Raw genomic sequence first — 22,148 nt, 5'->3', positions numbered from 1 at the left:
TGACGAGGCGGGGAGGGCTCCGCCAGACTACAACAATGTGGTCGCTTGTAGGACAACAGGACAAGCGGGCGCTCACACCGCCGCCACAAACCCGTCCAGCACGCGTTTCTGGCCGGCCTTGTCGAAGTCGATGGTCAGCTTGTTGCCTTCGATGTTGGAGATGTTGCCGTTGCCGAATTTCTGGTGGAAGACGCGGTCGCCGACGCTGAAGGGCGACGGCGTGTCGGCGACGGATTTGGCGACCAGTTCGCCGTCAATGGTGCGGCCTTTGACGCTGGTTCGGCCGGCGCCGTAGCCGGAGTCGGTCTCGCCATAGCCGATGCGCTCGACCTGGTGGCCGGAGCGCGAGCCCCAGTTGCGGTCGGTCGCCTCGGTGCGGTTGGCCTGCGCGCGCTGCCAGCCGGGCGTCGCATAGGTGTTGGAGAAGGCGCCGGATTTTTCCGCGCCGACATTGTCGAAGCGCGAGGCGCCGTAGGGGTTCTGCCGCCCTGCGCCCTGGCCGCCACGGCCCGACGCGAACGAACCGCCGCCATAGGAATTGCCGTAGCCGCCATAGGAGTTGCCGCTTTCGGCGACCTCGACATGGGCTTCCGGCAGTTCGTCCAGAAAGCGCGACGGGATGGTCGACTGCCACAGGCCGTGGATGCGGCGGTTGGAGACGAACCACAGATGCAGGTTCTTCTTGGCCCGGGTCAGGCCGACATAGGCGAGACGGCGCTCTTCCTCCAGGCCGGAGCGGCCGCCTTCGTCCAGCGCGCGTTGGTGCGGGAACAGGCCTTCCTCCCAGCCGGGGAGGAACACGGTCTCGAATTCGAGGCCCTTGGCCGAATGCAGCGTCATGATGTTGACGGCGTCAAGCTCGGCGTTCTGCTCGGCGTCCATGACCAGGGCGACATGTTCGAGGAAGGAGCGCAGCGATTTATACTCCTCCATGGAGCGGATAAGCTCTTTCAGGTTTTCCAGCCGGCCCGGCGCCTCGACCGAGCGGTCGTTCTTCCACATGTCGGTGTAGCCGCTCTCCTCCAGAATGGTCTCGGCGAGTTCGGTGTGCGGCGTGGTTTCCAGCGCCTTCTGCCAGCGCTCGAAATTGGCCGCCACTTCGCGCAAGGCCGCGCGGGGCTTGGGCTTCAGCTCGTCGCTTTCTGCGAGCTTGGCGGCTGCCTCCAGCATCGGGATGCGCAAGCTCCGCGCCGTGTCGTGGATCTGGCGGATGGTGGCTTCACCCAGGCCGCGCTTGGGGACATTGACGATGCGCTCGAAGGCGAGGTCGTCGGCGCCCTGCGCGACGACGCGGAAGAAGGCCAGTGCATCGCGGATTTCCATGCGCTCATAGAAGCGCGGGCCGCCGATGACGCGGTAGTTGAGGCCGAGCGTGACGAAGCGATCCTCGAATTCGCGCATCTGGAAGGAGGCGCGGACCAGGATGGCCATATCATTGAGCTTGTGCTTGGCACGCTGGTAGGTCTCGATGGTCTCGCCGACGGCGCGCGCCTCCTCCTCGGAATCCCAGGCGGCGTGGACATGCACCTTCTCGTCGTCCTCGGCGACCTTCTCGGTGAACAGCGTCTTGCCGAAGCGGCCCTCATTGTGGGCGATGAGGTGCGAGGCAGTGCCGAGGATGTGCGCGGTCGAGCGATAATTGCGCTCCAGACGGATGATGGTGGCGCCGGGAAAATCCTTGTCGAAGCGCAGGATGTTGTCGACCTCGGCGCCACGCCAGCCATAGATCGATTGGTCGTCGTCGCCGACGCAGCAAATATTCACGCTCACGGGCTGTTCCGCGCCTGCCGGCGCGGGCCCTCCGCGGGGGCCTCGCAACGGCTCGGACGCCCGGTCGGGCTTGCGGCCTTCGGCCGGAACATTCCAGCGGTAGGAGGTGTTTGGTCTAACGTAGTTACCTTCTTCCGAAGGATCGTCTTTTGACGCCGCAGGTTTGTAGTTGCCCGCCTCAGTTCGATCAGGAGTCCTGGACGGGCTAGGACTTGGAACGCGGCCACCTGGAACGCCACTTCTTGGCGGTTGTGGCTCACTTGGCGGTTGTGGCGCACTTGGCCTTTGCGCCAGCAGCCGCAGCCACATGTATTGCGCGGTGTTGGTGTCCTGGTACTCGTCGACGAGGATGTATTTGAAGCGCTTGTGGTAGTCCTTCAGCACGTCCGGATTGGCGCGGAAGATGCGGATCGGGTGGCAGAGCAGATCGCCGAAGTCGCAGGCGTTCAGCGTCTTCAGCCGCTCCTGATAGGCCTTGTATAGTTCCCGGCCCTTGCCGTTGGCGAAGCTGCGGGCATCGCCCTCGGCAATGTCGGCCGGGCCTTGGCCCTTGTTCTTCCAGCCGTCGATCATCTGCGCGAACTGCTTGGCCGGCCAGCGCTTGTCGTCGAGGCCTTCGGCCTGGATCAGCTGCTTGATCAGCCGTACGACGTCGTCGGTGTCGAGGATGGTGAAATCGGATTTGAGCCCGGCCAGCTCGGCGTGGCGGCGCAAGAGCTTGACGCCGATGGAGTGGAAGGTGCCGAGCCACGGCATGCCCTCGACGGCTTCGCCGACGAGATGGCCGATGCGCTGCTTCATCTCGCGCGCGGCCTTGTTGGTGAAGGTCACCGCCAGGATCTGCGAGGGGAAAGCCCTGCCGGTGGCCAGGATATGGGCGATGCGGGTGGTCAGCACGCGGGTCTTGCCGGTGCCGGCGCCGGCCAGCACCAGGACCGGGCCTTCGGTGGTTTCCACCGCCAGCCGCTGCTCGGGGTTGAGGCCGTTGAGATAATCGGGTGCGCTGTTGGGTCCGCTGCGGGCCGCCATGGCGCGCGCGGCTATGCCCGACGGGGCCGCGGGCCGCGCATTGGGTTCGTCGAAAAAGGGCATTTCTTCCGCAAAGCCGGACATCTCCCCCGAATGTAGTGATTCGGGAGCGAAAGACCAGAAGTGTCTACGTTTTGTTCTGCTAAAGTGCCCGATACTGCGGCTCAGGCCTTTCGGTAACCGAGCGCGACGAACAATCGATGTCCGAACGAGCGCGCTTCCTCTGTCATCACCATGCCAAAGGCCGTCAGCATCTGGTCGTAATAGCGGCTGCCCGCGGGTGACGCCAGGAATGTCGAGTACAGTCTGAGATCGCCGAGCGGGAGATCCCGGTACGTATAAGCGCTACCCTGCATGGCATTCTGTTCGATGTTCTGGCGAATTTTCACGGATTGCTGACGCACCAGCGCCATGATCTGTTCGTCCGACAGAGGCTTTCCGGCTGCGCCCAGCATCCCCGTAACCATCGCGTAGCTCATGTTCAGCGCTATCGCCTCGCCGGTGTCGACAGCGCTGATATCGTCGATGATCTTGCGGTACAATTCGAGCCGGGCTGGATCCTTGGTCGGAAGCTCGGCGAGGATTTGCTTGCCCTCTGTCTTCTTGCTTTGCCTGCCTTCCGGGCCAGACGACTGAATTTCCAAAGCGGTGACGTGCTTGCCCAACGGGGAAGCGTAAAACGCTGCGAGGTCGGACAGATCGGTGGCCGACAGCCTGTCCGCCATCCGCGATTCGATGGCAGTCTCCATTTTGACTGCGTCGAAGGCGCCTTCCAGCGCGACCGACAAGGCGTCCTGGAAATTTGCCGGTAACGGTTCGGGTATGGATTTCGTGGCTGCGGCGATGCCGGGACCGATGCCCATCAGCATCTCGTGAAAGCCGTTTGCCTTGTTGATCTCGCTCAGCGTCTGTGCCGGCGCGGCCACTGTGCCGGCCGTGAGCGCGACGAAGCTACAGAGGACAAGGACTACTCGCGTCAGAGGCGAGGCGAATGACATCACTCTGGTTGCTCCTGATGGTTGGTCGAAAGCAGACTGCTGGAAAACCCGGATGCCGGCAAGGCGGGATTGCCACCTGGGCGTGTGGCCTCGAAAAAAACGCCCTGTGCGCGGAGCCTGCGGCATGGCCGTTTGGTTTCGCCATGGATCGCTCCCCGGCGGCTTGACAGGCACGGCGGGCGGGAGAAGGTTGTACCGCCGGGGGCAGGATTGGCATACCTTTGCCCATGGCCGCGCCGCGGAATGCGCATCAGTCGAAGGAGTATCGTCTTGGCTGTCGTCATCACCTCCCTCATCCTGTTCCTCATCGGCCTCGCACTTGGCGGCGGCGGCGTCTGGCTCGCGATGCTGGGCGGCAGCTGGTACTATGTCGTCACCGGTCTCGCCTTCCTCATCGCCGCATGGCTGCTCTTCCGGCGCAAATCGACGGCGCTCTGGCTCTACGCGGCGATCGTGCTCGGCACGCTGGCCTGGGCGGTGTGGGAAATCGGCTTCGACTGGTGGGAACTCGCACCGCGCGGCGGCATCATCGTGCTTCTGGCGCTGTGGCTGCTGACGCCTTGGGCAAGGCGGGGCCTGACCGGCCCCGACGCGCGCGCGCCGCTCATTCTGGCCGTGCTCGCATCGCTCGCCGTCGCCGGTTATTCGATGACGGCCGATCCCAAGGACATCGCCGGCGACCTCAGCGCCGACAAGGTGACGCCGACTGCCGATCTCGGCGGCAATGTGCCTCCCGGTGAATGGCACTTCTACGGCCGCACGCAATTTGGCCAGCGCTATTCGCCGCTCGACCAGATCACGCCCGACAATGTCGCCAAATTGCAGCCGGCCTGGACCTACCAGACCGGCGACGTGAAAGGGCCGGACGATGTCGGCGAAACCACCTACCAGGTGACGCCGCTGAAGGTGGGCGATGCGCTCTATATCTGCACGCCGCACAATTTCGCCATCGCCATCGATGCCGCCACCGGCAAGGAGAAATGGCGTTTCGATCCCAAGATCAAGCTCGACAAGGACCGCCAGCACCAGACCTGCCGCGGCGTGTCCTACTATGCCGATGCCAAGATCGCCGCCGGCCAGCCTTGCGCGACTCGCGTCTACCTGCCGACATCGGATGCGCGGCTGATCGCGCTCGACGCCGCCAACGGCCAGGTCTGCCCGTCCTTCGCCGAAGCCGGCACGCTCAATCTGTTGACCAACATGCCGTATCCGAAGTCGGGCTATTATTACTCGACCTCGGCGCCGCTGATTGCGGGCGGCAAGATCATCATCGGCGGCGCGGTCAACGACAATTATTCGACGCAAGAGCCGTCCGGCGTCATCCGGGCCTTCGACGTCGACACCGGCGCCCTGGTGTGGAACTGGGATTCCGGCAATCCGGACCAGACAACGCCGCTGGCGGCAGGCCAGACCTACACCCACAACTCGCCCAACATGTGGTCGACGGCAAGCGCCGACGAGAAGCTCGGCCTGCTCTATGTGCCGCTCGGCAACCAGACGCCGGACCAGCTCGGGATGGGCCGCAGCGCCAATGTCGAGAAGTTTTCCTCCTCGATCACCGCGCTCGATCTGGCCACCGGACAAGTGCGCTGGGTGCGGCAGACCGTGCATCACGACCTCTGGGACATGGATGTGCCGGCACAGCCGACCCTGGTCGACATCACCACCGCTGCCGGCGTCGTTCCGGGCCTGGTTGGACCGACCAAGCAGGGCGACCTCTACGTGCTCGACCGGCGCAGCGGCGAGCCGATCATCCCGATCAAGGAAGTGCCGGCGCCGGGCGGCGCTGTCGAGGGCGATCACACGTCGCCGACGCAGCCGGTCTCGGATCTCTCCTTCAATCCGAGGCCGCTGACCGGCGCCGACATGTGGGGCATCACCATGTTCGACCAGCTGGCCTGCCGGATCGAATTCCAGGGCCTGCGCTACGAGGGCCGCTATACCCCGCCATCGGTGCAGGGGTCGCTGGTCTATCCCGGTAATTTCGGCACATTCAACTGGGGCGGCGTCGCCGTCGATCCGGTGCGGCAGGTGATGTTCGGCATGCCGACCTATCTGGCGTTCAAATCGCAGCTCATTCCGCGCGACCAGGTGCCGCCGCCGGATGAGGGGCGCGGCAGCGAGCAGGGGCTGAACCGCAATGAGAGCGCACCCTATGCGGTGGTGATGGGGCCGTTCCTGTCGCCGCTCGGCGTGCCCTGCCAGGCGCCGCCATGGGGCTATGTGGCGGGAGCGGACCTCAGAACCGGCAAGATCGCCTACAAGCACCGCAACGGCACCGTCTATGACATGACGCCGTTGCCCTTGCCGCTGAAGGTCGGTGTTCCCGGCATTGGCGGGCCGATGATCACCGCCGGCGGCGTCGTCTTCCTGGGCGCGGCGGTCGACGACTATCTGCGCGCCTATGACCTGACATCGGGCAAGCAGCTCTGGCAGGCCAGGCTGCCGGCCGGTGGGCAGTCGACGCCGATGACCTACACCGTCGCCGACGGCCGCCAGTTCTTGGTCATCGTCGCCGGCGGCCACGGCTCGGTCGGCACCAAGCCGGGCGACTATGTGATGGCCTATACGCTGCCGAAGTAGCAGCGATGCGACTTAGGTAGGTGATCGGCCCGGCAGATATTCTGGCAATTTCGCGCCGCCCCTCATCTGCCTGCCGGCATCTATACGGGGAGAAGTGCCCGGCAGGGCGATGAGGGCAGCAGCAGCCTTGGTCAGCTTGCGTAAGAGATGGCCTTTGAGGCTGGGCACGGAGCCCAGTACTTCATTGGTTAGCTGCGGCCCTGTTTCGGCCTGCTGGATCAGCGTGGTGCCGGCCGACGCCGGTCGACGCGGACCTTCACCATCCGAGCGGCGGCTGCGGCAGCAGCGGAGCGCATTGCCAGCAAGGCAGCAACAGCAAGCACGAGCGCGCTTGCAAGGATCGGAGTAGACAAGGTCATGGCGTTGTTCCTTCTCGTCGGGCTCGCCGCTACGAGCGAGACCATCATCAGCTTCCTTCCATATTGTGGCGGCACCATCGACATTCTCTGAAATGACCAAAATGTGATGGGCGCGTTCGGCGGGGCGGCCGCATCGTTCGATGGCGCAAGCGTCACCCATCCGAGACTGGACCGTGCGAGCTTGCACCCTATCTTGATCCGCGAGTCATCCCGGAGTGACCGCGAGGTCATCCCGGAGTGACCATGAGGTCATCCCGGAGTGACCGTGAGATCATCTCCTAACGAGGAGCACGCCATGACGAAACCCACCGCCGAAGCCGTCAAACCTGCCAAACCTGCCATCACCCAGGCGATGATCGATGCCTATGACGAATACACGCATCTGACGCTCGACCGCCGCCGCTTCATGGAACAGCTGACCAGGCTTGCCGGATCGGGCGCGGCGGCGGCCGCGATCGCGCCGCTGCTTGCGGCGAATTCGGCGCAGGCGGCAATCGTCGCCGACAACGATCCGCGCGTGAAGGCTGAAGATATCACCTATTCCGGCAGCAGCGGTGAGATGAAGGGCTATCTGGTCAGGCCGGCGGACCAGTCCGGCAAGCTCGGCACCGTCATCGTGGTGCATGAGAACAGGGGGCTCAACCCGCATATCAAGGATGTTGCGCGGCGCGTTGCGCTGGAAGGGTTCGTGGCGCTGGCGCCGGATTTCCTGTCGCCGCTCGGCGGCACGCCCGCTGACGAAGACAAGGCGCGCGACATGTTCACCAAGCTCGACGCCAGCCAGGTCACCGCCGATGGCCTGGCGACCATCGCCTATCTCAAGGGCGAGAAGGACGGCAACGGCAAGGTCGGTGCTGTCGGCTTCTGCTGGGGCGGCGGCACGGTCAACAATCTGGCGGTCAACGCGCCCGATCTCGCCGTCGGCGTCGCCTATTACGGCATGCAGCCGAAGGCCGAGGATGTGGCGAAGATCAAGGCGGCGCTGTTGCTGCACTATGCCGGGCTCGACGAGCGCATCGACGCCGGCATCGATGCCTACAAGAAAGCGCTCGACGCCGCCCATGTCGAATACACGCTCTATGTCTATGACGGCGTCAACCATGCCTTCAACAACGACACCTCGGCCGCGCGCTACGACAAGAAGGCAGCCGATCTCGCCTGGGGACGGACGATCGCTTTCCTCAAGGAGAAGCTGGCGTAGGCTTCAGGCCGCCGACGACGCCCATACGCTTTCATAGGCCGGCGACAGCGTAAAACCGGCCGGCAGCACCGAGACCGGGGGCGGGCGCCGCACGCCCTCCTGCAGATAGCGCAACGCCGACACCAGTCCGTTCATCGTGTAGGGCTTGGCGATGACGCCGATCGCGCCGGCGAAATGGTCGGGGATGCGTTTTGGATTGGCGGTCATGAACACCACCATGGAACGGTTACCCTCGCGGATATGCTCGGCAACCTCGACCCCGGTTGGTCCGTCGGCGAGGTGGATATCGACAAAGGCAATATCGGCATCGGCGGTATCAATCATACCTCTTGCTTCGGCCAAGGATGTCGCCCAACCCACAACGCTGTGGCCGGCTTCCTCGACGAGGCTTTCCAGTTCCATCGCCAGCAACGCCTCGTCCTCGACGATCAGGACCTTGAGCGGTTCGTTCATGACAGCTTCCCTTTCTGCTGCGGTTCGTTCGGCATCGAGATGACGACCTTTGTGCCCGGGCCGGCGTCGCGCCATTCGATGTCGGCATGCAACTGCCGGGCAAGCGACTTGATCAGCCGCATGCCGAAGGAAGCATCGCCACTGGCCTCGGCCATGCCGACGCCGTCATCGGAAACCTCGATGTTGAAGTGGCCGTCGGGCTGGCTCATCTTGATGCCGATGCGCCCCGCGGTGGTGCCGTCCGGCTTTGCCTTGAAGGCGTGCTTCAGCGCGTTGGTGACAAGCTCATTGACCATCAAGGCAACAGGCGTGGCTTTTTCGGCCGGAATGACGATGGGTTCGAGGTCCAGCGTCGGCTTGATCTCGGCGCGTCCGGATGCGGTCAGCAGGTCGGTGACCAGATCCCTGGCGAAATCCGAGACATCGAAGCGGCTGACATCCTTTGACTGGTAGAGACGGCGATGCACCGTGCTCAGCGCCTCGATGCGCTCCAGCATGGTGGCCAGCGATCGCTTTGTCGCTTCATCCTTGATTGCCCGGCTTTGCATGATGATCAGCGAGGAGATCATCTGCAGGTTGTTTTTCACCCGATGGTCGACCTCGTGCAGCAGCGTGGTCTGCGCCTCAAGGGCGGCCTCAAGCTCGCGCGTGCGTTCCTTGACAGCCTTTTCAAAGCGGTTCTTGTCGGCGGTGATGCGATCCTCCGAGCGCTTGCGATCGGAGACATCGAGCTGTGAGGCAAAGAAGAACAGGAGTTCGCCTTTGTCGTTGGAAACCGGGCTGATGTAGAGCGCATTCCAGAATGTCGAGCCGTCCTTGCGGTAGTTCAACAGATCGATGGCGATATCGGTTCCCGCTGCTATCGCGTCGCGCACGCTAGCCACAGCTGCCTTGTCTGTCTCTGGCCCCTGCAGGAAGCGGCAGTTCTTGCCCATGACCTCGTCGCGCTCGTAGCCGGTCAGGCGCAGGAACGCGTCATTGGCAAAGACGATCGGATTGTCCGCCTGACGGGGATCGGTGATGACCATCGACATGCGGGTGGCGCGGATGGCGGCCGCGAACGGATCGCCCTTGCCGTGCTCGGCATGCAGATTGTCCGTCATGTGCCATGCGTCGGCCGGTTCCCTGGTCCTTTTCCAGTCCATGCTTTCACTCCAAGCCGTTTTTCAGGGGTCACAACGGCTTAGACGTGGAATTGGTTCAATCTTGATCTTCTTGTCGCAGGCAGCCGTTTGCGAAACCGAATCGCCGGTTGCGCAAACTGTCGAAATGAACGGTTTTTGAAGGTTGTCGGATGCAGCCGATTCGCTGAAAGCGGGGCTGGCGCAGACCTTTGGAAATGATCAGGTCGCAATGGTCCGTGGCGGCGCTCGCCGGTGGCGGCTTTCTCAGAACAGCGGAAACATCAGGCGTGGCCACGCTTCATGCGCGCCTGCTTCAGGATGGCGCGCCAGCGGATCATGTCGAAGGGGATAGGCTCGTTGTTGTTGGCGATGTGGAAGATCTCGTTGTTGACGTTCTTCAACGAGCGCCAGAAATCATAGTCGGTGATGCGCGGATCGGCAGCCAGCCTGTCCACCTCGACCTTGATGTCGGTTTTCATGCACGTTCCTCGAACCGCCTGTTGCCCGCCGCCCGCGTCACAACTCGCATGGCACCGTTCTCAAACGGTCAGCTGAGTCGTTCAATGGCCCAAATGGCTTGTTCACGTTAAAACCTTGGTAAGGTTAACGCGGGCGCGGCAGCGCTTCAAGCGGTCCTGCGGCGAATACCGATCGAACGGCCGGCGCGCTCGGGCATCGGCAGTGCAGAATGGGCGGCGCGCATGGCTTCCACCTTGGCCTGCACATCGGCGGGGAAGGGCGCGACTTTCGGCCCGGACATGTCGACATGCAGCGACAGGGTTTCGGAGGTGGCGGCAAGCCAGCCATCGACATGGCGGATTTCCTGGTAGGCCCTCAGCCGCTTGTCGTCGTGATCGATCAGCTGGAAGGATACGACGACCTTGTGTTCGAGGTGCAGTTCCTGGACATAGCAAACATGGACTTCGGCCGTGTAGATGGTCAGGCGCCGCTCTTCGACATAGTCCAGCCCCATGCCCATCGCCTCGAACGCCTCATCCGAGCAGCGGTCGAACAACACGTTGTAATAGGCCATGTTGAGATGGCCGTTGTAGTCGATCCAGTCCTTCTCGATGTCCATCGGTTTGGAAACTAAGGGGGCGGGAACAGGCATGGAAAGTTCCTTGTTCTGGTGCTGGACAGAGCGCGGCAGTCGAGACTACGCATCCATAATCGCATAACAAGCGTGGACGCTGGTCCATTCGCGGAGGAATTCATGGCTCTGAGCGACCTCAATCCGGTCGAACGCAACGAGGAAGGCATCGCCGCCGTGCTCGGCATTCTCAAGCAGCAGCTCGGCGAACGCTTCCAGACAGGCGCGGCGATCCGCTCGCAGCATGCGCATACCACCACCTATATTCCGACGCAGGCGCCTGACGGTGTCGCGTTCTCGGAGACGACAGAAGAGGTGCAGGAGATCGTACGTGCCTGCGCCGCGCACCGCGTGCCGGTCATCGCCTTCGGCGTCGGTTCCTCGCTGGAGGGCCACACCAACGCGCCGGGTGGCGGCATCTCGGTCGACACCTCGCGCATGAACCGCATCCTGTCGGTCAACCCCGAGGATCTCGACTGCACGGTCGAGCCTGGCGTAACGCGCGAGGATTTGAATCGGCACCTGCGCGATACCGGCCTGTTCTTCCCCATCGATCCCGGCGCCAATGCTTCGCTCGGCGGCATGGCGGCAACGCGGGCCTCCGGCACCAATGCGGTGCGCTACGGCACGATGCGTGAAAACGTGCTGTCGCTGACGGCCGTCATGGCCGATGGCGAGACGGTGACGACCGGCAAGCGGGCGAAAAAGAGTTCGGCCGGCTACGATCTGACGCGGCTTCTGGTCGGCTCGGAAGGCACGCTCGGCATCATCACCTCGCTGACCTTGAAGCTGCAAGGCATTCCGCAGGCGATCTCCGGCGGCGTCTGCCCGTTTCCAAACCTCGAGGCGGCCTGCAACGCGGTCATCGCGACCATCCAGATGGGCATTCCGGTGGCGCGGATCGAACTGGTCAATGGACTGCAGATGCGGGCGATGAAGAATTACTCGAAGCTCGATTATCCCGAGAGCCCGTGCCTGTTCGTCGAGTTCCACGGCAGCGATGCCGGCGTCGCCGAACAGGCCGAGACCTTCGGTGCCATTGCTGAAGACAATGGCGGCGGGCCATTCCTTTGGACCAGCGTCGCCGAGGAGCGCACGAAACTCTGGAAAGCCAGGCACGATGCTTATTGGGCGTCGCTGACGCTACGGCCGGGCGCCAAGGGCCTTTCGACCGATGTCTGCGTGCCGATCTCGCGGCTGGCCGAATGCGTTGCCGAAACCGAGGCCGACATTGCCGAGATGGGCCTGGTTGCGCCGATCGTCGGCCATGCCGGCGACGGCAATTTCCATGTGCTGGTGCTGATGGACGTCAACGACCCCAAAGAGATCGCGCTGGCGGAGAAATTCGTCTCGCGGCTGAACATGCGGGCGATCGCCATGGACGGCACCTGCACCGGCGAACACGGCATCGGCCAGGGCAAGATCGGCTTCCTGCGCCATGAGCTCGGCCATGGTGTCGACATCATGCGCTCCATAAAAAAAGCGCTCGACCCGCAAGACATCATGAACCCGGGCAAGATATTACCTGCATAGCCGAAATGTGAGGAGCGGCAATGGATACCCTGATTATAAGGGCATCGCTTGGCAAGACACTGTTACTGCTGTCGGCCAGCCTCTTCTTTGTCCTGGCCTGCGCTTTCCTGATTTATGTCTCCGAGGACGGCGACACCGCCGGCCTTTGGTGGTGCGTGGCCTTTTTCGGGCTGGTCGCGTTGGTGTTTGCCTGGCAGCTTGTGCGGCCGCAGATTCTGGTGCTGAACGGACAAGGTTTCAGTCTCGGCGGAGGCCTTGTTCGATCGCCCAACCTGGTCCCCTGGAAGAATATCGAAAGCTTCTTCGTCGTCCATCGCCGGCGCAGGATAGGCGATATGATCGGGTACAATTTCGCACCGGGGGTCAAGAAAAGCTCCGTCATGGGCAGCGTGACCAAAAGCCTCGGCGCCGAAGCCGCATTGCCGCAGGGCTGGACATTGTCGCCCGAGGAGATGGTGGTGCTGCTGAACGAATATCGCCGACGGGCCATGGCAGGATAGTCTCTTGCGCACAGGCCGGACCGCGGTCAAAGGCGTCCAAAAATCTCTGCTCTTCCAGATACATCAGAGATCAAGCAACTCTGGATGAATTGCCTCTTTATCGACACGCTGATGCGGGTAGAGTGCGGCTGACTTTCAATCAACCCGTTCGGAGCTGATGCTCGCACGCCTGTTCGTGATCTTCGGTGGCTTGTTTGTGCTGGTGCTGGTTGCGGCGCTGGTGGTGCCGTATTTTGTCGACTGGACCGGGTACCGCGCCCAATTCGAGCGCGAGGCGAGCGCCATTCTCGGCCGCAAGGTGACGGTGCAAGGCGACGCCACGGCGCGCCTGTTGCCGTTCCCCTCGGTGACCTTCTCAAACGTCACGGTCGCCGGCGGTCCCGGCGGCCAGCCGGCAATGACCGTCGAGACCTTTTCGATGGACGCGGAACTGGCGCCGTTCCTGCGCGGCGAAGTGCTGATTTTCGACATGCGGCTGGTGCATCCGAAGGCGACGATCGACATCGCCGATAACGGCACGGTCGACTGGGCGATACGGCCGTCCTCGCCCTTCGATCTCAACCAGATCTCGATCGAGAAGCTCACGGTGACGGAGGGAGAAATTGCGCTCCGCCATGCCGCAGGCGGGCGCAGCCATCTGATTTCCGAGATCAATTCGACCATCTCTGCCAAGTCGCTGGCCGGGCCGTGGCGCATGGACGGAACGTTGCTGCTCGACGGACTGCGTTCGACGGTTGCGGCTTCGACCGGCAAGGCCGAAGGCAGCGGCCAGATGCGGCTGAGGCTCAAGGTCGATCCCGATGCCTATCCACTGGTCATCGAAACCGACGGCAATGCCGGCATCGTCAATGGGGCTGCCGTCTATTCCGGCCAGTTCAAGATTTCCGGCAACGACAAAAACAGCGCCGAACTGCGCGGCGGCGATGGCGAGAGCGTCAAAATCAGAGCCGGCAAACCCGATCCGGGGTTCAGGCTGAACGGCAAGTTCTCGCTCGACCACCAGAAGCTTGGCGTCGACGAATTCCGCTTCGAGACCGGGCCGCTCGACAATCCCTACACAGCCGACGGCAAGGCTTCGGTCGATCTCGGCCTTAGGCCGAACTTCGCCATCGAGGCCAATGGCGCGCAGGTGCAACTGGACGAGGCGGTGGGCGCTGAGAAGGGCGCCGGCCTGACGCTGGACCAGCGCATTGCCGGAATCGAGCAGGCGCTGCTCGTCCTGCCGAAGCCGAGCATCCCCGGCACTGTCGAGGTCAAGCTGCCGGCGGTGGTGGCTGGCGACACCACGGTGCGCGACGTGCATCTCTCGGCCGAGCCGGTCGAGGGCGGCTGGTCGGTGAAATCGCTGGCCGCGACCTTGCCCGGGCGCACGACGCTGGAAGCCAGCGGCATGCTCAGCGTCGAAGATCATTTCCGTTTCAGCGGCTCCATGCTGCTGGCGGTGGCGCAGCCTTCCGGCTTTGCTGCCTGGTTGTCGAAAGATGTCGACGAGGCGATCCGCCGGCTGCCGGCCGCCGGCTTCAAGGCCAAGGTGGACCTGTCGGAGAAGCGCCAGGCGTTCAGCGATCTCGAACTGATCCTCGGCAAGTCGAAGTTCACCGGCCGCATCGATTCCAACCAGCCCGACGACGCCAAGTCCTCGGTGCTGATGCGGCTCGAGGGCGGCGAACTCGATGTCGACGGGCTGACGGCCTTCGCCTCGATCTTCGTCAGCGACAAGGGCGCCAACCGCTTTTCCGACCGTGACCTCGATTTTCAGATCAAGGCAGGGCCGGTCAATGCCGGCGGGCTCACCGCCGACACGGTCGATACCGCGCTCCGGCTCCGCGACGGGCTGCTCGAAATCGACCGGCTGTCGATTGGCGGCCTTGCCGGCGCCTCGATCAGCGCCACCGGCCGGATCAAGGATTTTCCGGCAAGCCCGACCGGCAAGCTCGATGCCTCGGTGGTCGCCGTCGATCTGAAGCCGCTGATCGACATTGCCGCGCAACACTATCCCGACAATCTGATGCTGAAGGGACTGGCTGGCCGCACGGCCGCCTATCCTGAACTGTTCCAGGACGCGCGCGTCGATCTGGTGGCGAGCGCCGCCGACAATGGCGACGGCACGACCGGGCTGGCGGTGAGCGGACAAGGCAAGGCCGGCGGTTCGGCCTTTTCGGCGTCGCTGTCGGGCAAGGGTGCCGTCGGCCAGTTGCTCGACGCGCCGGTGACGCTGACCTTCAACGCCAAAAATCCCGACGCCACCGTGCTGCTGGCGCTCTACGGCCTGCCGGCGCTGCCGCTCGGCATGCTCGGCCAGGCAAGCACCGATATTTCGGCCAAAGGCACGCTCGGCGGCGGCCTGGCGACGAGCTTCAATTTCGCCGCCGATGACTTCAAGGCGACGTTCGACGGCACCGTCGCTCAGACGCCGCAAGGCGCCACCGCCAAGGGCAAGATCGGCCTCGACGCTTCCGACATCGAGCCCTGGCTGATGACGACCGGCGCCGGCCTGCCGGGTATGGGAACGGGCACCTCGACCTCGCTCAGCGCGGATGCCGATTTCGGCAACGGCCTGCTGGTGTTGAGCGGCCTCAGCGGATCCATCAACGAGTCGGAGATTTCGGGCGACGTCAACATCGATGCGAAGCAGGGGCTGCCGCATTTTGCCGGTGCGCTGGCGCTCGACGAACTGGACCTCGACCCGATTGCGGTTGCGCTGTTCGGTGACCAGTCGTTCCTCAGCAGCAACGCGAACTGGCCGACGGCGCCATTCAGCCAGAAATCCAGCCTGCCGTTCAGCGCCGATCTCGACCTGGCGACGGCGACGCTTGCCGCCGGACCGCTGGCGACAGCCTATGACGCGTCGCTGTCGTTGAAACTGGACCAGGAAGGCATCCGCGTTTCGGACCTGAAGGCAAAACTGCTCGGCGGCGCGCTCACCGGATTGTTCGAGTTGAAGAACACGGACGGCACGGGGCTGTTCTCCGGCCAGATGAGGCTTGCCGGCGCCGACCTGGCGACTGTGCTGCCGGCTGCCGGCTTGAGTGGCAGCGGCGACTTCTCGACAGGGCTGTCGACCAGCGGCAAATCGGTCGACGCGATGATTGCCGCACTCTCCGGCTCGGGCACGGCGGCGCTGAAAGGCCTCACCATTGCCGGCGTCAATCCCGATGCCTTCGGCGCGTTGATTGCCAAGGCCGATGCGATCGGGCGCGACATCGACGTGGCCAAGACTGCGGGCTTTGCACCTGAGATCGCTGGCGACGGCAGCTTTGCTGCCGGCGATGCCGACATCGCCTTCACGGTCGCCGGCGGCACGTTGCGGGCACCACCGATCAAATTCGAAAACCAGGCGGCGACGCTGTCTGCCGACATCACGGCCGACCTCAACACCGGCACCGTCGCCACCAAGGGCGCGGTCACCTACAAGCCTGGCGACGAGGCGCTGGTCGGCTCCGATCCGACGGTCAATTTCAGCGTCGATGGGCCGTTCGGGGCGCTGAAAAAGCAGTTCGACAGCGAGCCGCTGGCGCAATTTTTGACCCAGCGCGCGCTGGAAAAGGAGCAGCAGCGGGTCGAGGCGATGCAGGCCGCACTGCTCGAGAAGCAGCGGCTGCGGCGCGAGGTGCGCTATTACGCCGCCTTGCAGACCGAGCGCGACAACGCCGCCGAGGAATTGCGCAAGCAGGAGGAAGCGGCACGGCTCAAAGCCGAGGCCGACGCCAAGGCGAAAGTGCAGGCAGATGCGAAGGCACAGGCCGAAGCGGATGCCAAGGCCAAGGCGGATGCCAAAGCAAAGGCCGATGCCGATGCGAAAGCGCAGGCAGAGGCTGACGCCAAGGCCAAGGCGGATGCGGACGCGAAAGCGCAGGCCGAAGAGCAGGCTGCCGAAGACGCCGCCAAGGCCGAGGACGAACGGAAGAAGGCCGAACAGGCTCGGATCGCTTCGCAGGAAAAAGCCAGGCTGGAGGCCGAGCGCAAGGCTCAGGAGCAGGCGCCGAAGGTCGACCGCTCACTTCCCGGCGTCAGTGACGGTTCGGCCCCGGCGCCGCCGAAGCCCAGGACAAATCCGTTCTCGGTCGACAATTTGCTGAAGTCGCTGGGCAATTAAGAACCATTCAGACGGCGTCGCGCTTGGCCCAGTCCAGCACGTGGAGCCTGAGCGCCGAGGACAGATTGGCATCGCGCGGTCTTGTCTCGTCGATCTCCGCGACCAGGGCAGCAAGGGTCAGCTTGCGCGCGGCGGCGATGGCGACGAGATCGTCATAAAAGGGTTTTTCGAGGGAATAGCTGGTGCGATGGCCGCGGATGGTCACGGAGCGTTTTTCGACCGGGCTCACCGCAGGCGGTCCATCAATCGCCCTGGTCTTCCGGGCGTTCGCGGCGGTGGCCGGCGACGAATTTTTCGGCCTTGTCCGATGTCAGACGGTCACGAGTTCTTTCGGCTTTGCAACGGCCGTGCAGAGCGCGGTTCTCGCCGGCGAGCTTTTCCTTTTCGGTGCGCGCCTTCTGCTTGCGGACCTGGCGAAGGTTGACGATTTCGCCCATGTCGCGCCGACCGTCCCGCTACTTCTTGCGGAAGGCGTCGAGCGACACGACGTCGGCGCCCTTGCCGGCGGCGGCATCGGCCACGGCGGGCTTTTTCTCCGCCTCAGTGGCAGCTGCCTTCTTCTCGGCCTTCGGCTTTTTCTCGGAGACGATAGCCAAAGGCTCGGCAGCCGGCTGGGCGGCTGCATCGTCTTCCGCCGGGACGTCGGTCTTGACGTCGAATTCGAGTTCGAAATTGACCGATGGGTCGTAGAAGCCGCGTACGGCCGAGAACGGGATTTCCAGCTTCTCCGGCACGTCGGAGAAGGACAGCCCGACCTCGAAGCCGGTATCGGTCACCTTGAGGTCCCAATACTGGAACTGGATGACGATGGTCATCTGTTCGGGATAGCGCTCGCGCAGCCTGGAGGACACCCGCACGCCCGGCGCGCCGGTCAGGAATGTGATGAAGAAATGATGATTGCCGGGAAGGCCGGTGCGCGCGACTTCGGCCAGGACCTTGCGCATGACGCCGCGCAATGCCTCCTGGGCCAGGATGTCGTAGCGGATGTGGTCGTCGGCCATGTGCTGGTCGGGTTCCGTTGAATCGTCCGCATAGCTGTAATCAAGCTTGAGCGCGGCGTAAACCGGATATAGATCGCTGATGCGCCGAAGCGAAGCCCGTAACGGACGATTTGATCGCCTGCTTTGGCGTTCAGGCGCTGGCCAGCTGTTTTTCCACCGCTGCCGCTGATCTGCGCTTGCCGAAGGCGCGCAGGAATGTGCGCACGCCGTGGGTCGCGGATTGCAGCACTTCATCTTCCGACGGCATGCCGCCGAGCATGAAGGTGGTCTGCAGTTCGGCGTTGGCTAGCGCCAGGAACTGGCGTGCGGCGACATCGGGATCGTCGACCGCGAGATGGCCGGCATGGGCGAGGCGGGCAAAACGGGCGGCAAGTGCCGGCCAGGTCCGGCCCGGCCCCTGGTCGCGCCATTCGGCGAAGAGCTCGGGATAGCGCTCGCCTTCGGTCTGGATCAGCTTGCGCAGGAAGCGTCCGTCGCGGTTGCAGATGCAGTTCTGATTCATGCGCACGGCAAAGCCGATCAGGTCGGCTTCCAGATCCTTCGGCTGGTCTGGGAAAGAGGCGAAGGTGGCGAAGATGCCGGCATTGCAGCGCTCCGTCAGATCGCGCACCACAGCCATGAAGAGCTTTTCCTTGTCGCGGTGGTGATTATAGATGGTCTGGCGCGACACGCCGGCCTCCACCGCGATCAGGTCGATATTGGCGCCGGCAAAGCCTTCCCGGCAAAAGACCGAAGCCGCCGCATCGATAATCGACATACGCTTGGCCTCGTGGCCGCGTGGCGGGAAAATGTCAGGAGAAACGGCAAGCTTCATAGAAATCTATATAGAGGTGATTGACGAATTAGACAAGGCTGTCTAAATTTGTGGACACAAAAAATGGTGAATTCGCTCCGTAGAGACGAATAATCTCGCTCTGAGCCGTCGGATTTCAACGGGATGGAACGTCCTAGGGTTAGTCGTCGCGTTGGCGGCGCCAACCAGACTTGAAAGAAGCCTTTATCATGAGTCCCAAATTCCTCCGCATCGCGGTCGTGCTCGGCCTGTTGTCCGCTATCGGCCCCTTCGCCATCGACATGTATCTGCCGGCGTTGCCTTCGATCGGCGAGGATCTGCATGCCGGCACCGCCGCCGTTCAGATGAGCCTTTTGATCTTCTTCCTGTCGATGGGCTTCGGCCAGATCGTCGTCGGACCGATCTCCGACATGGTCGGCCGCAAGCTGCCGCTTTACGGCGGCCTTGCGCTGTTCATGGTCGGCGGTATCGGTTCGGCCATGAGCCCGACCATCGAATGGCTGATCGCCTTCCGCTTCCTGCAGGGGCTGGGCGCCAGCGCCGGCATGGCGGTGCCGCGCGCCATCGTGCGCGACCTGCACACCGGCACCGAAGCCGCCAAGCTGATGTCGCTGCTGATGCTGGTGTTTTCGGTGTCGCCGATCCTGGCGCCGCTGACCGGCAGCCAGATCATCGAGAATTTTGGCTGGCGCGCCGTGTTCTGGACGGTGACGGGCGCGGCCCTTCTGGCCACCATTCTGCTGGCGACCTCGCTGAAGGAGACGCGGCCGGCGGAAGAACGCGTCGGTTCGTCCTTCGGAACCGCACTCGCCGGCTATCGCTTCCTCATGGGTGACCGCAATTTCCTCGGCCTGGTGGCGATCGCCGGCTTCGGCATCGCCAGCTTCTTCGTATACCTCTCGAGTTCGTCCTTCATCCTGATCGACCATTACGGGCTGTCGCCTTCCGTCTACAGCGTGTTCTTCTCGATCAATGCGGTGGCCTTCATCGGCATGTCGCAACTGACGGGGATGCTGTCGGAGCGCTTCGGGCTGAAGCGCGTCGTCTGGGTGGCGGTAACCGGCTATGCCACGACGATGGTTGTGCTGTTCGCAGTCATGGCGACCGGCGTCGACCGGCTCGATGTTATGGCGGCACTGCTGTTCGTCGGCTACGGCTTCCTCGGCCTGGTCATCCCGACGACGTCGGTGCTGGCCATGGAAGAGCATGGCGAGATCGCCGGCACGGCCTCGGCGCTGATGGGCACCCTGCACTTCGCCATCGGTGCGCTGGCGATGGGCGTCGCCGGCATCTTCTTCGACGGCACCCCGCTGCCCATGGTGGCCGGCATCACGCTCTGCGCGGTGATCTCGTTCACGCTGGCCAAACTGACGCTTGGCCGCTCGCGCGAAGCCGTTGAAGCGCCGGCCGAGTAAGCTGACCGCAATCGACCGGAAAGGCCGGGTCATCCCGGCCTTTTTCACGTCTGGGGTAATCCGGCCCCGGCCAGAACCACGGCCTTCGACCGACGCCAGCGGCAAATTGCACCAGCTCATGGCTCAATTTGGTGTAGGCTTCGCGGCCCATCGTCATGCGAAATCCGGCCAGCGGCAGCCGGCATTGAGCCTACGATATCGAGGAGGGGAGAAGTGGAGGTTTCTGTTGCCAGGTACCTCCGAACCCCGCCTAGAAGTGCGAACCTCTAGGGCTTGATTTGAAGCTATCGCACCGCTTACGCGGCGAGACGTGCTTCCGCATAGTTGTCATTTGCAACTACAGGTTTAGCCCGATGACGGTGGTACCATGCCGGGCAAAAGTACGATCTTTACACCTTCGTCGATCCTATTTCGCCCCCAGCAACAGCCGCTCTGATCACAGAACGGTTCTTGGTGGAGGCGCCGGGTACCGCCCCCGGGTCCGAACGGCTTATTACATCGCCCATTTATCGCCATAGTCGGTCAAGCCGACAAAACGAATATAGGGGGCGGGCGCACAAAATGAAAGGCCGCAATGACACTTCTTGGCCGCACCAAACTGCGGCGCCGAGGGTTGACTCGCGGGCGGTCTCAACCGAAGCTTTGCGATGGTGAGGAGTATCGACCGAGCGCACAAGTTGCGGCAGCGCGCCACAGCCCTCATCGATCGGATCCCGTGGCGCCGACATGGGGAAATTTGATGGCCGATTATCTCGCAGACGTGAAGAAATACGACGCCGCCGCAAATGCCGATGTGGTTGCCAAGATTGTGAAACATCTGGGCATCGCGCTGCGCAACCGCGATTCCTCGCTGGTATCCTGCACCGACCCCAAGGAATTGGAGCGCGTCAAGACCAACTGGGTTGCCAAGAAACTTGGCGTGACCGACGGGGCGAAAGCCGACTCAGCGATCGAGAAGACCTGCAAGGCGTTGGCCGCCGACAGCTCCAAGAGCCGCGTGACTTTCTACTATCTGGTCGCCAAGGATCTGGGCAAGCTCGGCTCTTTGTAGAGATTATTGCCGATAGGCAGAGCGCGCGTTTGATTTTGCTCCTCACCGGAGGTCAGCACCGCCCCTCATTGCCCTGCCGGGCATTTCTCCCCGTATAGTGACGGGGAGAAAGGGCTGACCGCAGCCTTGGCTCTCTCTCTCGAACGCTTGTGATTGGCGAAACCGCTGATCACAGCGCCCCTCTCCCCGTCCCTATACGGGGAGAGGATGCCGGCAGGCAGGTGAGGGGCAGCGCTAACCCTTGAAGAGTGATGGGGCAAGCCGCGTTCTGGTCCTTTTGCTGTGTTCGGCCGGCGGCCAGTCGGTTATGATGGCGGTAACCCCGAATCGAGGCGAAGCCGATGCGCCAGTATCTCGACCTTTTGCAGCATGTGCTGGACAATGGCGCCGACCGTGGCGACCGCACGGGCACCGGCACGCGTGGGGTGTTCGGGTACCAGATGCGCTTCGACCTGTCGCGCGGCTTTCCCGTCACCACCACCAAGAAGCTGCATCTGAAGTCGATCATCCATGAACTCCTGTGGTTCCTGGCCGGCGACACCAACATCAAATACCTTAGAGATCATGGCGTTTCGATCTGGGACGAATGGGCCGACGAGAATGGCGATCTCGGCCCGGTCTATGGCAAGCAGTGGCGCTCCTGGCCGGATGGCCATGGCGGGTCGATCGACCAGATTGCCAATGTTCTGAAGGAGATACGCAGGAATCCGAATTCACGCCGGCTGATCGTTTCGGCGTGGAACCCGGCCGAAGTGGAGGCGATGGCGCTGCCGCCCTGCCACTGCCTGTTCCAGTTCTACGTCTCGGACGGCAAGCTGTCCTGCCAGCTCTACCAGCGCTCGGCCGACATTTTTCTCGGCGTACCCTTCAACATCGCTTCCTACGCGCTGCTGACCCTGATGGTGGCGCAGGTGACCGGGCTGAAGCCCGGCGAGTTCGTCCATACGCTGGGCGATGCGCATCTCTATTCCAACCATTTCGAGCAGGCGCGCGAGCAATTGCGGCGCACACCCAAGGCGCTGCCGACGCTGTGGATCAATCCGGAGGTGAAGGACCTGTTCGCCTTCCGCTTCGAGGATTTCCGGCTGGAAAACTATTTTGCCGACGCTTCGATCAAGGCGCCGATCGCGGTCTGATCCGTCCACCGTCAAT

Annotated in this window: 20 protein-coding genes and 1 other RNA gene; 8 read left to right on the top strand and 13 right to left on the bottom strand. The window is 63.2% G+C overall.

The genetic code is table 11. The annotated features are described in order from the left end of the window. Positions 1-72 precede the first annotated feature (72 nt). Both AC3EMP_RS25405 and AC3EMP_RS25400 read right to left on the bottom strand, forming a co-directional pair. Entirely contained in the window at positions 73-2,883 is a 2,811-nt protein-coding gene (locus tag AC3EMP_RS25405; protein WP_488494689.1) for an ATP-dependent helicase, read from the bottom strand. 80 nt (positions 2,884-2,963) lie between these two features. After that, complete coding sequence (locus tag AC3EMP_RS25400; protein ID WP_023712457.1) at positions 2,964-3,797, bottom strand: DUF2059 domain-containing protein; 834 nt, start codon at positions 3,795-3,797, stop codon at positions 2,964-2,966. A gap of 243 nt (positions 3,798-4,040) precedes the next feature. Between AC3EMP_RS25400 and AC3EMP_RS25395 the strand changes: the two genes are divergently transcribed. After that, a complete protein-coding gene (locus AC3EMP_RS25395) occupies positions 4,041-6,380 on the top strand; it encodes a glucose/quinate/shikimate family membrane-bound PQQ-dependent dehydrogenase (protein ID WP_488494688.1) in 2,340 nt (779 codons plus the stop codon). A 12-nt stretch (positions 6,381-6,392) separates the two neighbouring features. Here the strand turns inward: AC3EMP_RS25395 and AC3EMP_RS25390 are convergent, their stop codons facing one another. Beyond that, positions 6,393-6,899: a hypothetical protein gene (locus tag AC3EMP_RS25390; protein WP_352712340.1), complete on the bottom strand. Its 507-nt coding sequence runs from the start codon at positions 6,897-6,899 to the stop codon at positions 6,393-6,395. Positions 6,900-7,034: 135 nt separating this feature from the next. Between AC3EMP_RS25390 and AC3EMP_RS25385 the strand changes: the two genes are divergently transcribed. Beyond that, a complete protein-coding gene (locus AC3EMP_RS25385) occupies positions 7,035-7,940 on the top strand; it encodes a dienelactone hydrolase family protein (RefSeq protein ID WP_023682108.1) in 906 nt (301 codons plus the stop codon). A 3-nt stretch (positions 7,941-7,943) separates the two neighbouring features. On the opposite strand, the gene AC3EMP_RS25380 is transcribed toward AC3EMP_RS25385, so the two are convergent. From AC3EMP_RS25380 to AC3EMP_RS25360, 5 genes are all read right to left on the bottom strand, one after another. Then, positions 7,944-8,393 (bottom strand): response regulator, encoded by a 450-nt coding sequence (locus tag AC3EMP_RS25380; protein WP_023668313.1) that lies wholly within the window; start codon positions 8,391-8,393, stop codon positions 7,944-7,946. After that, positions 8,390-9,538 (bottom strand): histidine kinase dimerization/phosphoacceptor domain -containing protein, encoded by a 1,149-nt coding sequence (locus tag AC3EMP_RS25375; protein WP_023682107.1) that lies wholly within the window; start codon positions 9,536-9,538, stop codon positions 8,390-8,392. Before AC3EMP_RS25375 ends, AC3EMP_RS25380 begins: the two co-directional genes overlap by 4 nt. A gap of 55 nt (positions 9,539-9,593) precedes the next feature. Next, complete coding sequence (locus tag AC3EMP_RS25370; RefSeq protein ID WP_155929625.1) at positions 9,594-9,812, bottom strand: hypothetical protein; 219 nt, start codon at positions 9,810-9,812, stop codon at positions 9,594-9,596. Beyond that, on the bottom strand, positions 9,799-9,996 hold the full coding sequence (locus AC3EMP_RS25365) for a hypothetical protein (protein WP_013531006.1): 198 nt from the start codon (positions 9,994-9,996) through the stop codon (positions 9,799-9,801). Before AC3EMP_RS25365 ends, AC3EMP_RS25370 begins: the two co-directional genes overlap by 14 nt. 146 nt (positions 9,997-10,142) lie before the next feature. After that, entirely contained in the window at positions 10,143-10,628 is a 486-nt protein-coding gene (locus AC3EMP_RS25360) for a thioesterase family protein (RefSeq protein ID WP_023699589.1), read from the bottom strand. Between the two features lie 102 nt (positions 10,629-10,730). Between AC3EMP_RS25360 and AC3EMP_RS25355 the strand changes: the two genes are divergently transcribed. From AC3EMP_RS25355 to AC3EMP_RS25345, 3 genes are all read left to right on the top strand, one after another. Beyond that, positions 10,731-12,140 carry an FAD-binding oxidoreductase gene (locus AC3EMP_RS25355; RefSeq protein WP_023725338.1) on the top strand — a complete coding sequence of 470 codons (1,410 nt, stop codon included), beginning with the start codon at positions 10,731-10,733 and terminating at the stop codon, positions 12,138-12,140. Between the two features lie 20 nt (positions 12,141-12,160). Next, a complete protein-coding gene (locus tag AC3EMP_RS25350) occupies positions 12,161-12,640 on the top strand; it encodes a hypothetical protein (protein ID WP_023667425.1) in 480 nt (159 codons plus the stop codon). Positions 12,641-12,797: 157 nt separating this feature from the next. Next, a complete protein-coding gene (locus AC3EMP_RS25345) occupies positions 12,798-16,736 on the top strand; it encodes an AsmA family protein (RefSeq protein ID WP_023712462.1) in 3,939 nt (1,312 codons plus the stop codon). 7 nt (positions 16,737-16,743) lie between these two features. Here the strand turns inward: AC3EMP_RS25345 and AC3EMP_RS25340 are convergent, their stop codons facing one another. From AC3EMP_RS25340 to AC3EMP_RS25325, 4 genes are all read right to left on the bottom strand, one after another. Further along, positions 16,744-16,965, bottom strand: a complete 222-nt coding sequence (locus AC3EMP_RS25340) for a ribbon-helix-helix domain-containing protein (RefSeq protein WP_023712463.1) — start codon at positions 16,963-16,965, stop codon at positions 16,744-16,746. A gap of 13 nt (positions 16,966-16,978) precedes the next feature. Beyond that, positions 16,979-17,173: a DUF4169 family protein gene (locus tag AC3EMP_RS25335; protein WP_023712464.1), complete on the bottom strand. Its 195-nt coding sequence runs from the start codon at positions 17,171-17,173 to the stop codon at positions 16,979-16,981. An 18-nt stretch (positions 17,174-17,191) separates the two neighbouring features. Next, complete coding sequence (locus tag AC3EMP_RS25330; RefSeq protein WP_023667419.1) at positions 17,192-17,737, bottom strand: SspB family protein; 546 nt, start codon at positions 17,735-17,737, stop codon at positions 17,192-17,194. A gap of 130 nt (positions 17,738-17,867) precedes the next feature. After that, entirely contained in the window at positions 17,868-18,551 is a 684-nt protein-coding gene (locus AC3EMP_RS25325; protein WP_023668320.1) for a TetR/AcrR family transcriptional regulator, read from the bottom strand. A 188-nt stretch (positions 18,552-18,739) separates the two neighbouring features. On the opposite strand from AC3EMP_RS25325, the gene AC3EMP_RS25320 reads away from it, so the two are divergent. Beyond that, positions 18,740-19,945: a multidrug effflux MFS transporter gene (locus AC3EMP_RS25320; protein ID WP_023682099.1), complete on the top strand. Its 1,206-nt coding sequence runs from the start codon at positions 18,740-18,742 to the stop codon at positions 19,943-19,945. A gap of 212 nt (positions 19,946-20,157) precedes the next feature. Here the strand turns inward: AC3EMP_RS25320 and ssrA are convergent. After that, positions 20,158-20,516: a transfer-messenger RNA gene (gene ssrA, locus AC3EMP_RS25315) on the bottom strand. Between the two features lie 168 nt (positions 20,517-20,684). Here ssrA and AC3EMP_RS25310 point away from each other — a divergent pair. Together AC3EMP_RS25310 and AC3EMP_RS25305 are read left to right on the top strand one after the other, a co-directional pair. Then, positions 20,685-20,996 carry a DUF2853 family protein gene (locus AC3EMP_RS25310; RefSeq protein ID WP_023668323.1) on the top strand — a complete coding sequence of 104 codons (312 nt, stop codon included), beginning with the start codon at positions 20,685-20,687 and terminating at the stop codon, positions 20,994-20,996. A 341-nt stretch (positions 20,997-21,337) separates the two neighbouring features. Continuing rightward, complete coding sequence (locus AC3EMP_RS25305; protein ID WP_023688064.1) at positions 21,338-22,132, top strand: thymidylate synthase; 795 nt, start codon at positions 21,338-21,340, stop codon at positions 22,130-22,132. The last annotated feature ends 16 nt before the right edge of the window (positions 22,133-22,148 follow it).

It is taken from the genome of Mesorhizobium sp. P160219, from assembly GCF_057786095.1.
The sequence above is the reverse complement of the archived record's forward strand: the minus strand, read 5'-3'. Positions and strand labels throughout refer to the sequence as shown.

Coding starts and splice junctions, on each gene's coding strand:
- AC3EMP_RS25310 (WP_023668323.1), top strand. CDS start 20,685: ATGGCCGATTATCTCGCAGACGTGAAGAAATACGACGCCGCCGCAAAT.
- AC3EMP_RS25355 (WP_023725338.1), top strand. CDS start 10,731: ATGGCTCTGAGCGACCTCAATCCGGTCGAACGCAACGAGGAAGGCATC.
- AC3EMP_RS25400 (WP_023712457.1), bottom strand. CDS start 3,797: ATGTCATTCGCCTCGCCTCTGACGCGAGTAGTCCTTGTCCTCTGTAGC.
- AC3EMP_RS25325 (WP_023668320.1), bottom strand. CDS start 18,551: ATGAAGCTTGCCGTTTCTCCTGACATTTTCCCGCCACGCGGCCACGAG.
- AC3EMP_RS25395 (WP_488494688.1), top strand. CDS start 4,041: ATGCGCATCAGTCGAAGGAGTATCGTCTTGGCTGTCGTCATCACCTCC.
- AC3EMP_RS25385 (WP_023682108.1), top strand. CDS start 7,035: ATGACGAAACCCACCGCCGAAGCCGTCAAACCTGCCAAACCTGCCATC.
- AC3EMP_RS25365 (WP_013531006.1), bottom strand. CDS start 9,996: ATGAAAACCGACATCAAGGTCGAGGTGGACAGGCTGGCTGCCGATCCG.
- AC3EMP_RS25350 (WP_023667425.1), top strand. CDS start 12,161: ATGGATACCCTGATTATAAGGGCATCGCTTGGCAAGACACTGTTACTG.
- AC3EMP_RS25390 (WP_352712340.1), bottom strand. CDS start 6,899: ATGGGTGACGCTTGCGCCATCGAACGATGCGGCCGCCCCGCCGAACGC.
- AC3EMP_RS25405 (WP_488494689.1), bottom strand. CDS start 2,883: ATGTCCGGCTTTGCGGAAGAAATGCCCTTTTTCGACGAACCCAATGCG.
- AC3EMP_RS25330 (WP_023667419.1), bottom strand. CDS start 17,737: ATGGCCGACGACCACATCCGCTACGACATCCTGGCCCAGGAGGCATTG.
- AC3EMP_RS25345 (WP_023712462.1), top strand. CDS start 12,798: ATGCTCGCACGCCTGTTCGTGATCTTCGGTGGCTTGTTTGTGCTGGTG.
- AC3EMP_RS25380 (WP_023668313.1), bottom strand. CDS start 8,393: ATGAACGAACCGCTCAAGGTCCTGATCGTCGAGGACGAGGCGTTGCTG.
- AC3EMP_RS25375 (WP_023682107.1), bottom strand. CDS start 9,538: ATGGACTGGAAAAGGACCAGGGAACCGGCCGACGCATGGCACATGACG.
- AC3EMP_RS25335 (WP_023712464.1), bottom strand. CDS start 17,173: ATGGGCGAAATCGTCAACCTTCGCCAGGTCCGCAAGCAGAAGGCGCGC.
- AC3EMP_RS25320 (WP_023682099.1), top strand. CDS start 18,740: ATGAGTCCCAAATTCCTCCGCATCGCGGTCGTGCTCGGCCTGTTGTCC.
- AC3EMP_RS25305 (WP_023688064.1), top strand. CDS start 21,338: ATGCGCCAGTATCTCGACCTTTTGCAGCATGTGCTGGACAATGGCGCC.
- AC3EMP_RS25360 (WP_023699589.1), bottom strand. CDS start 10,628: ATGCCTGTTCCCGCCCCCTTAGTTTCCAAACCGATGGACATCGAGAAG.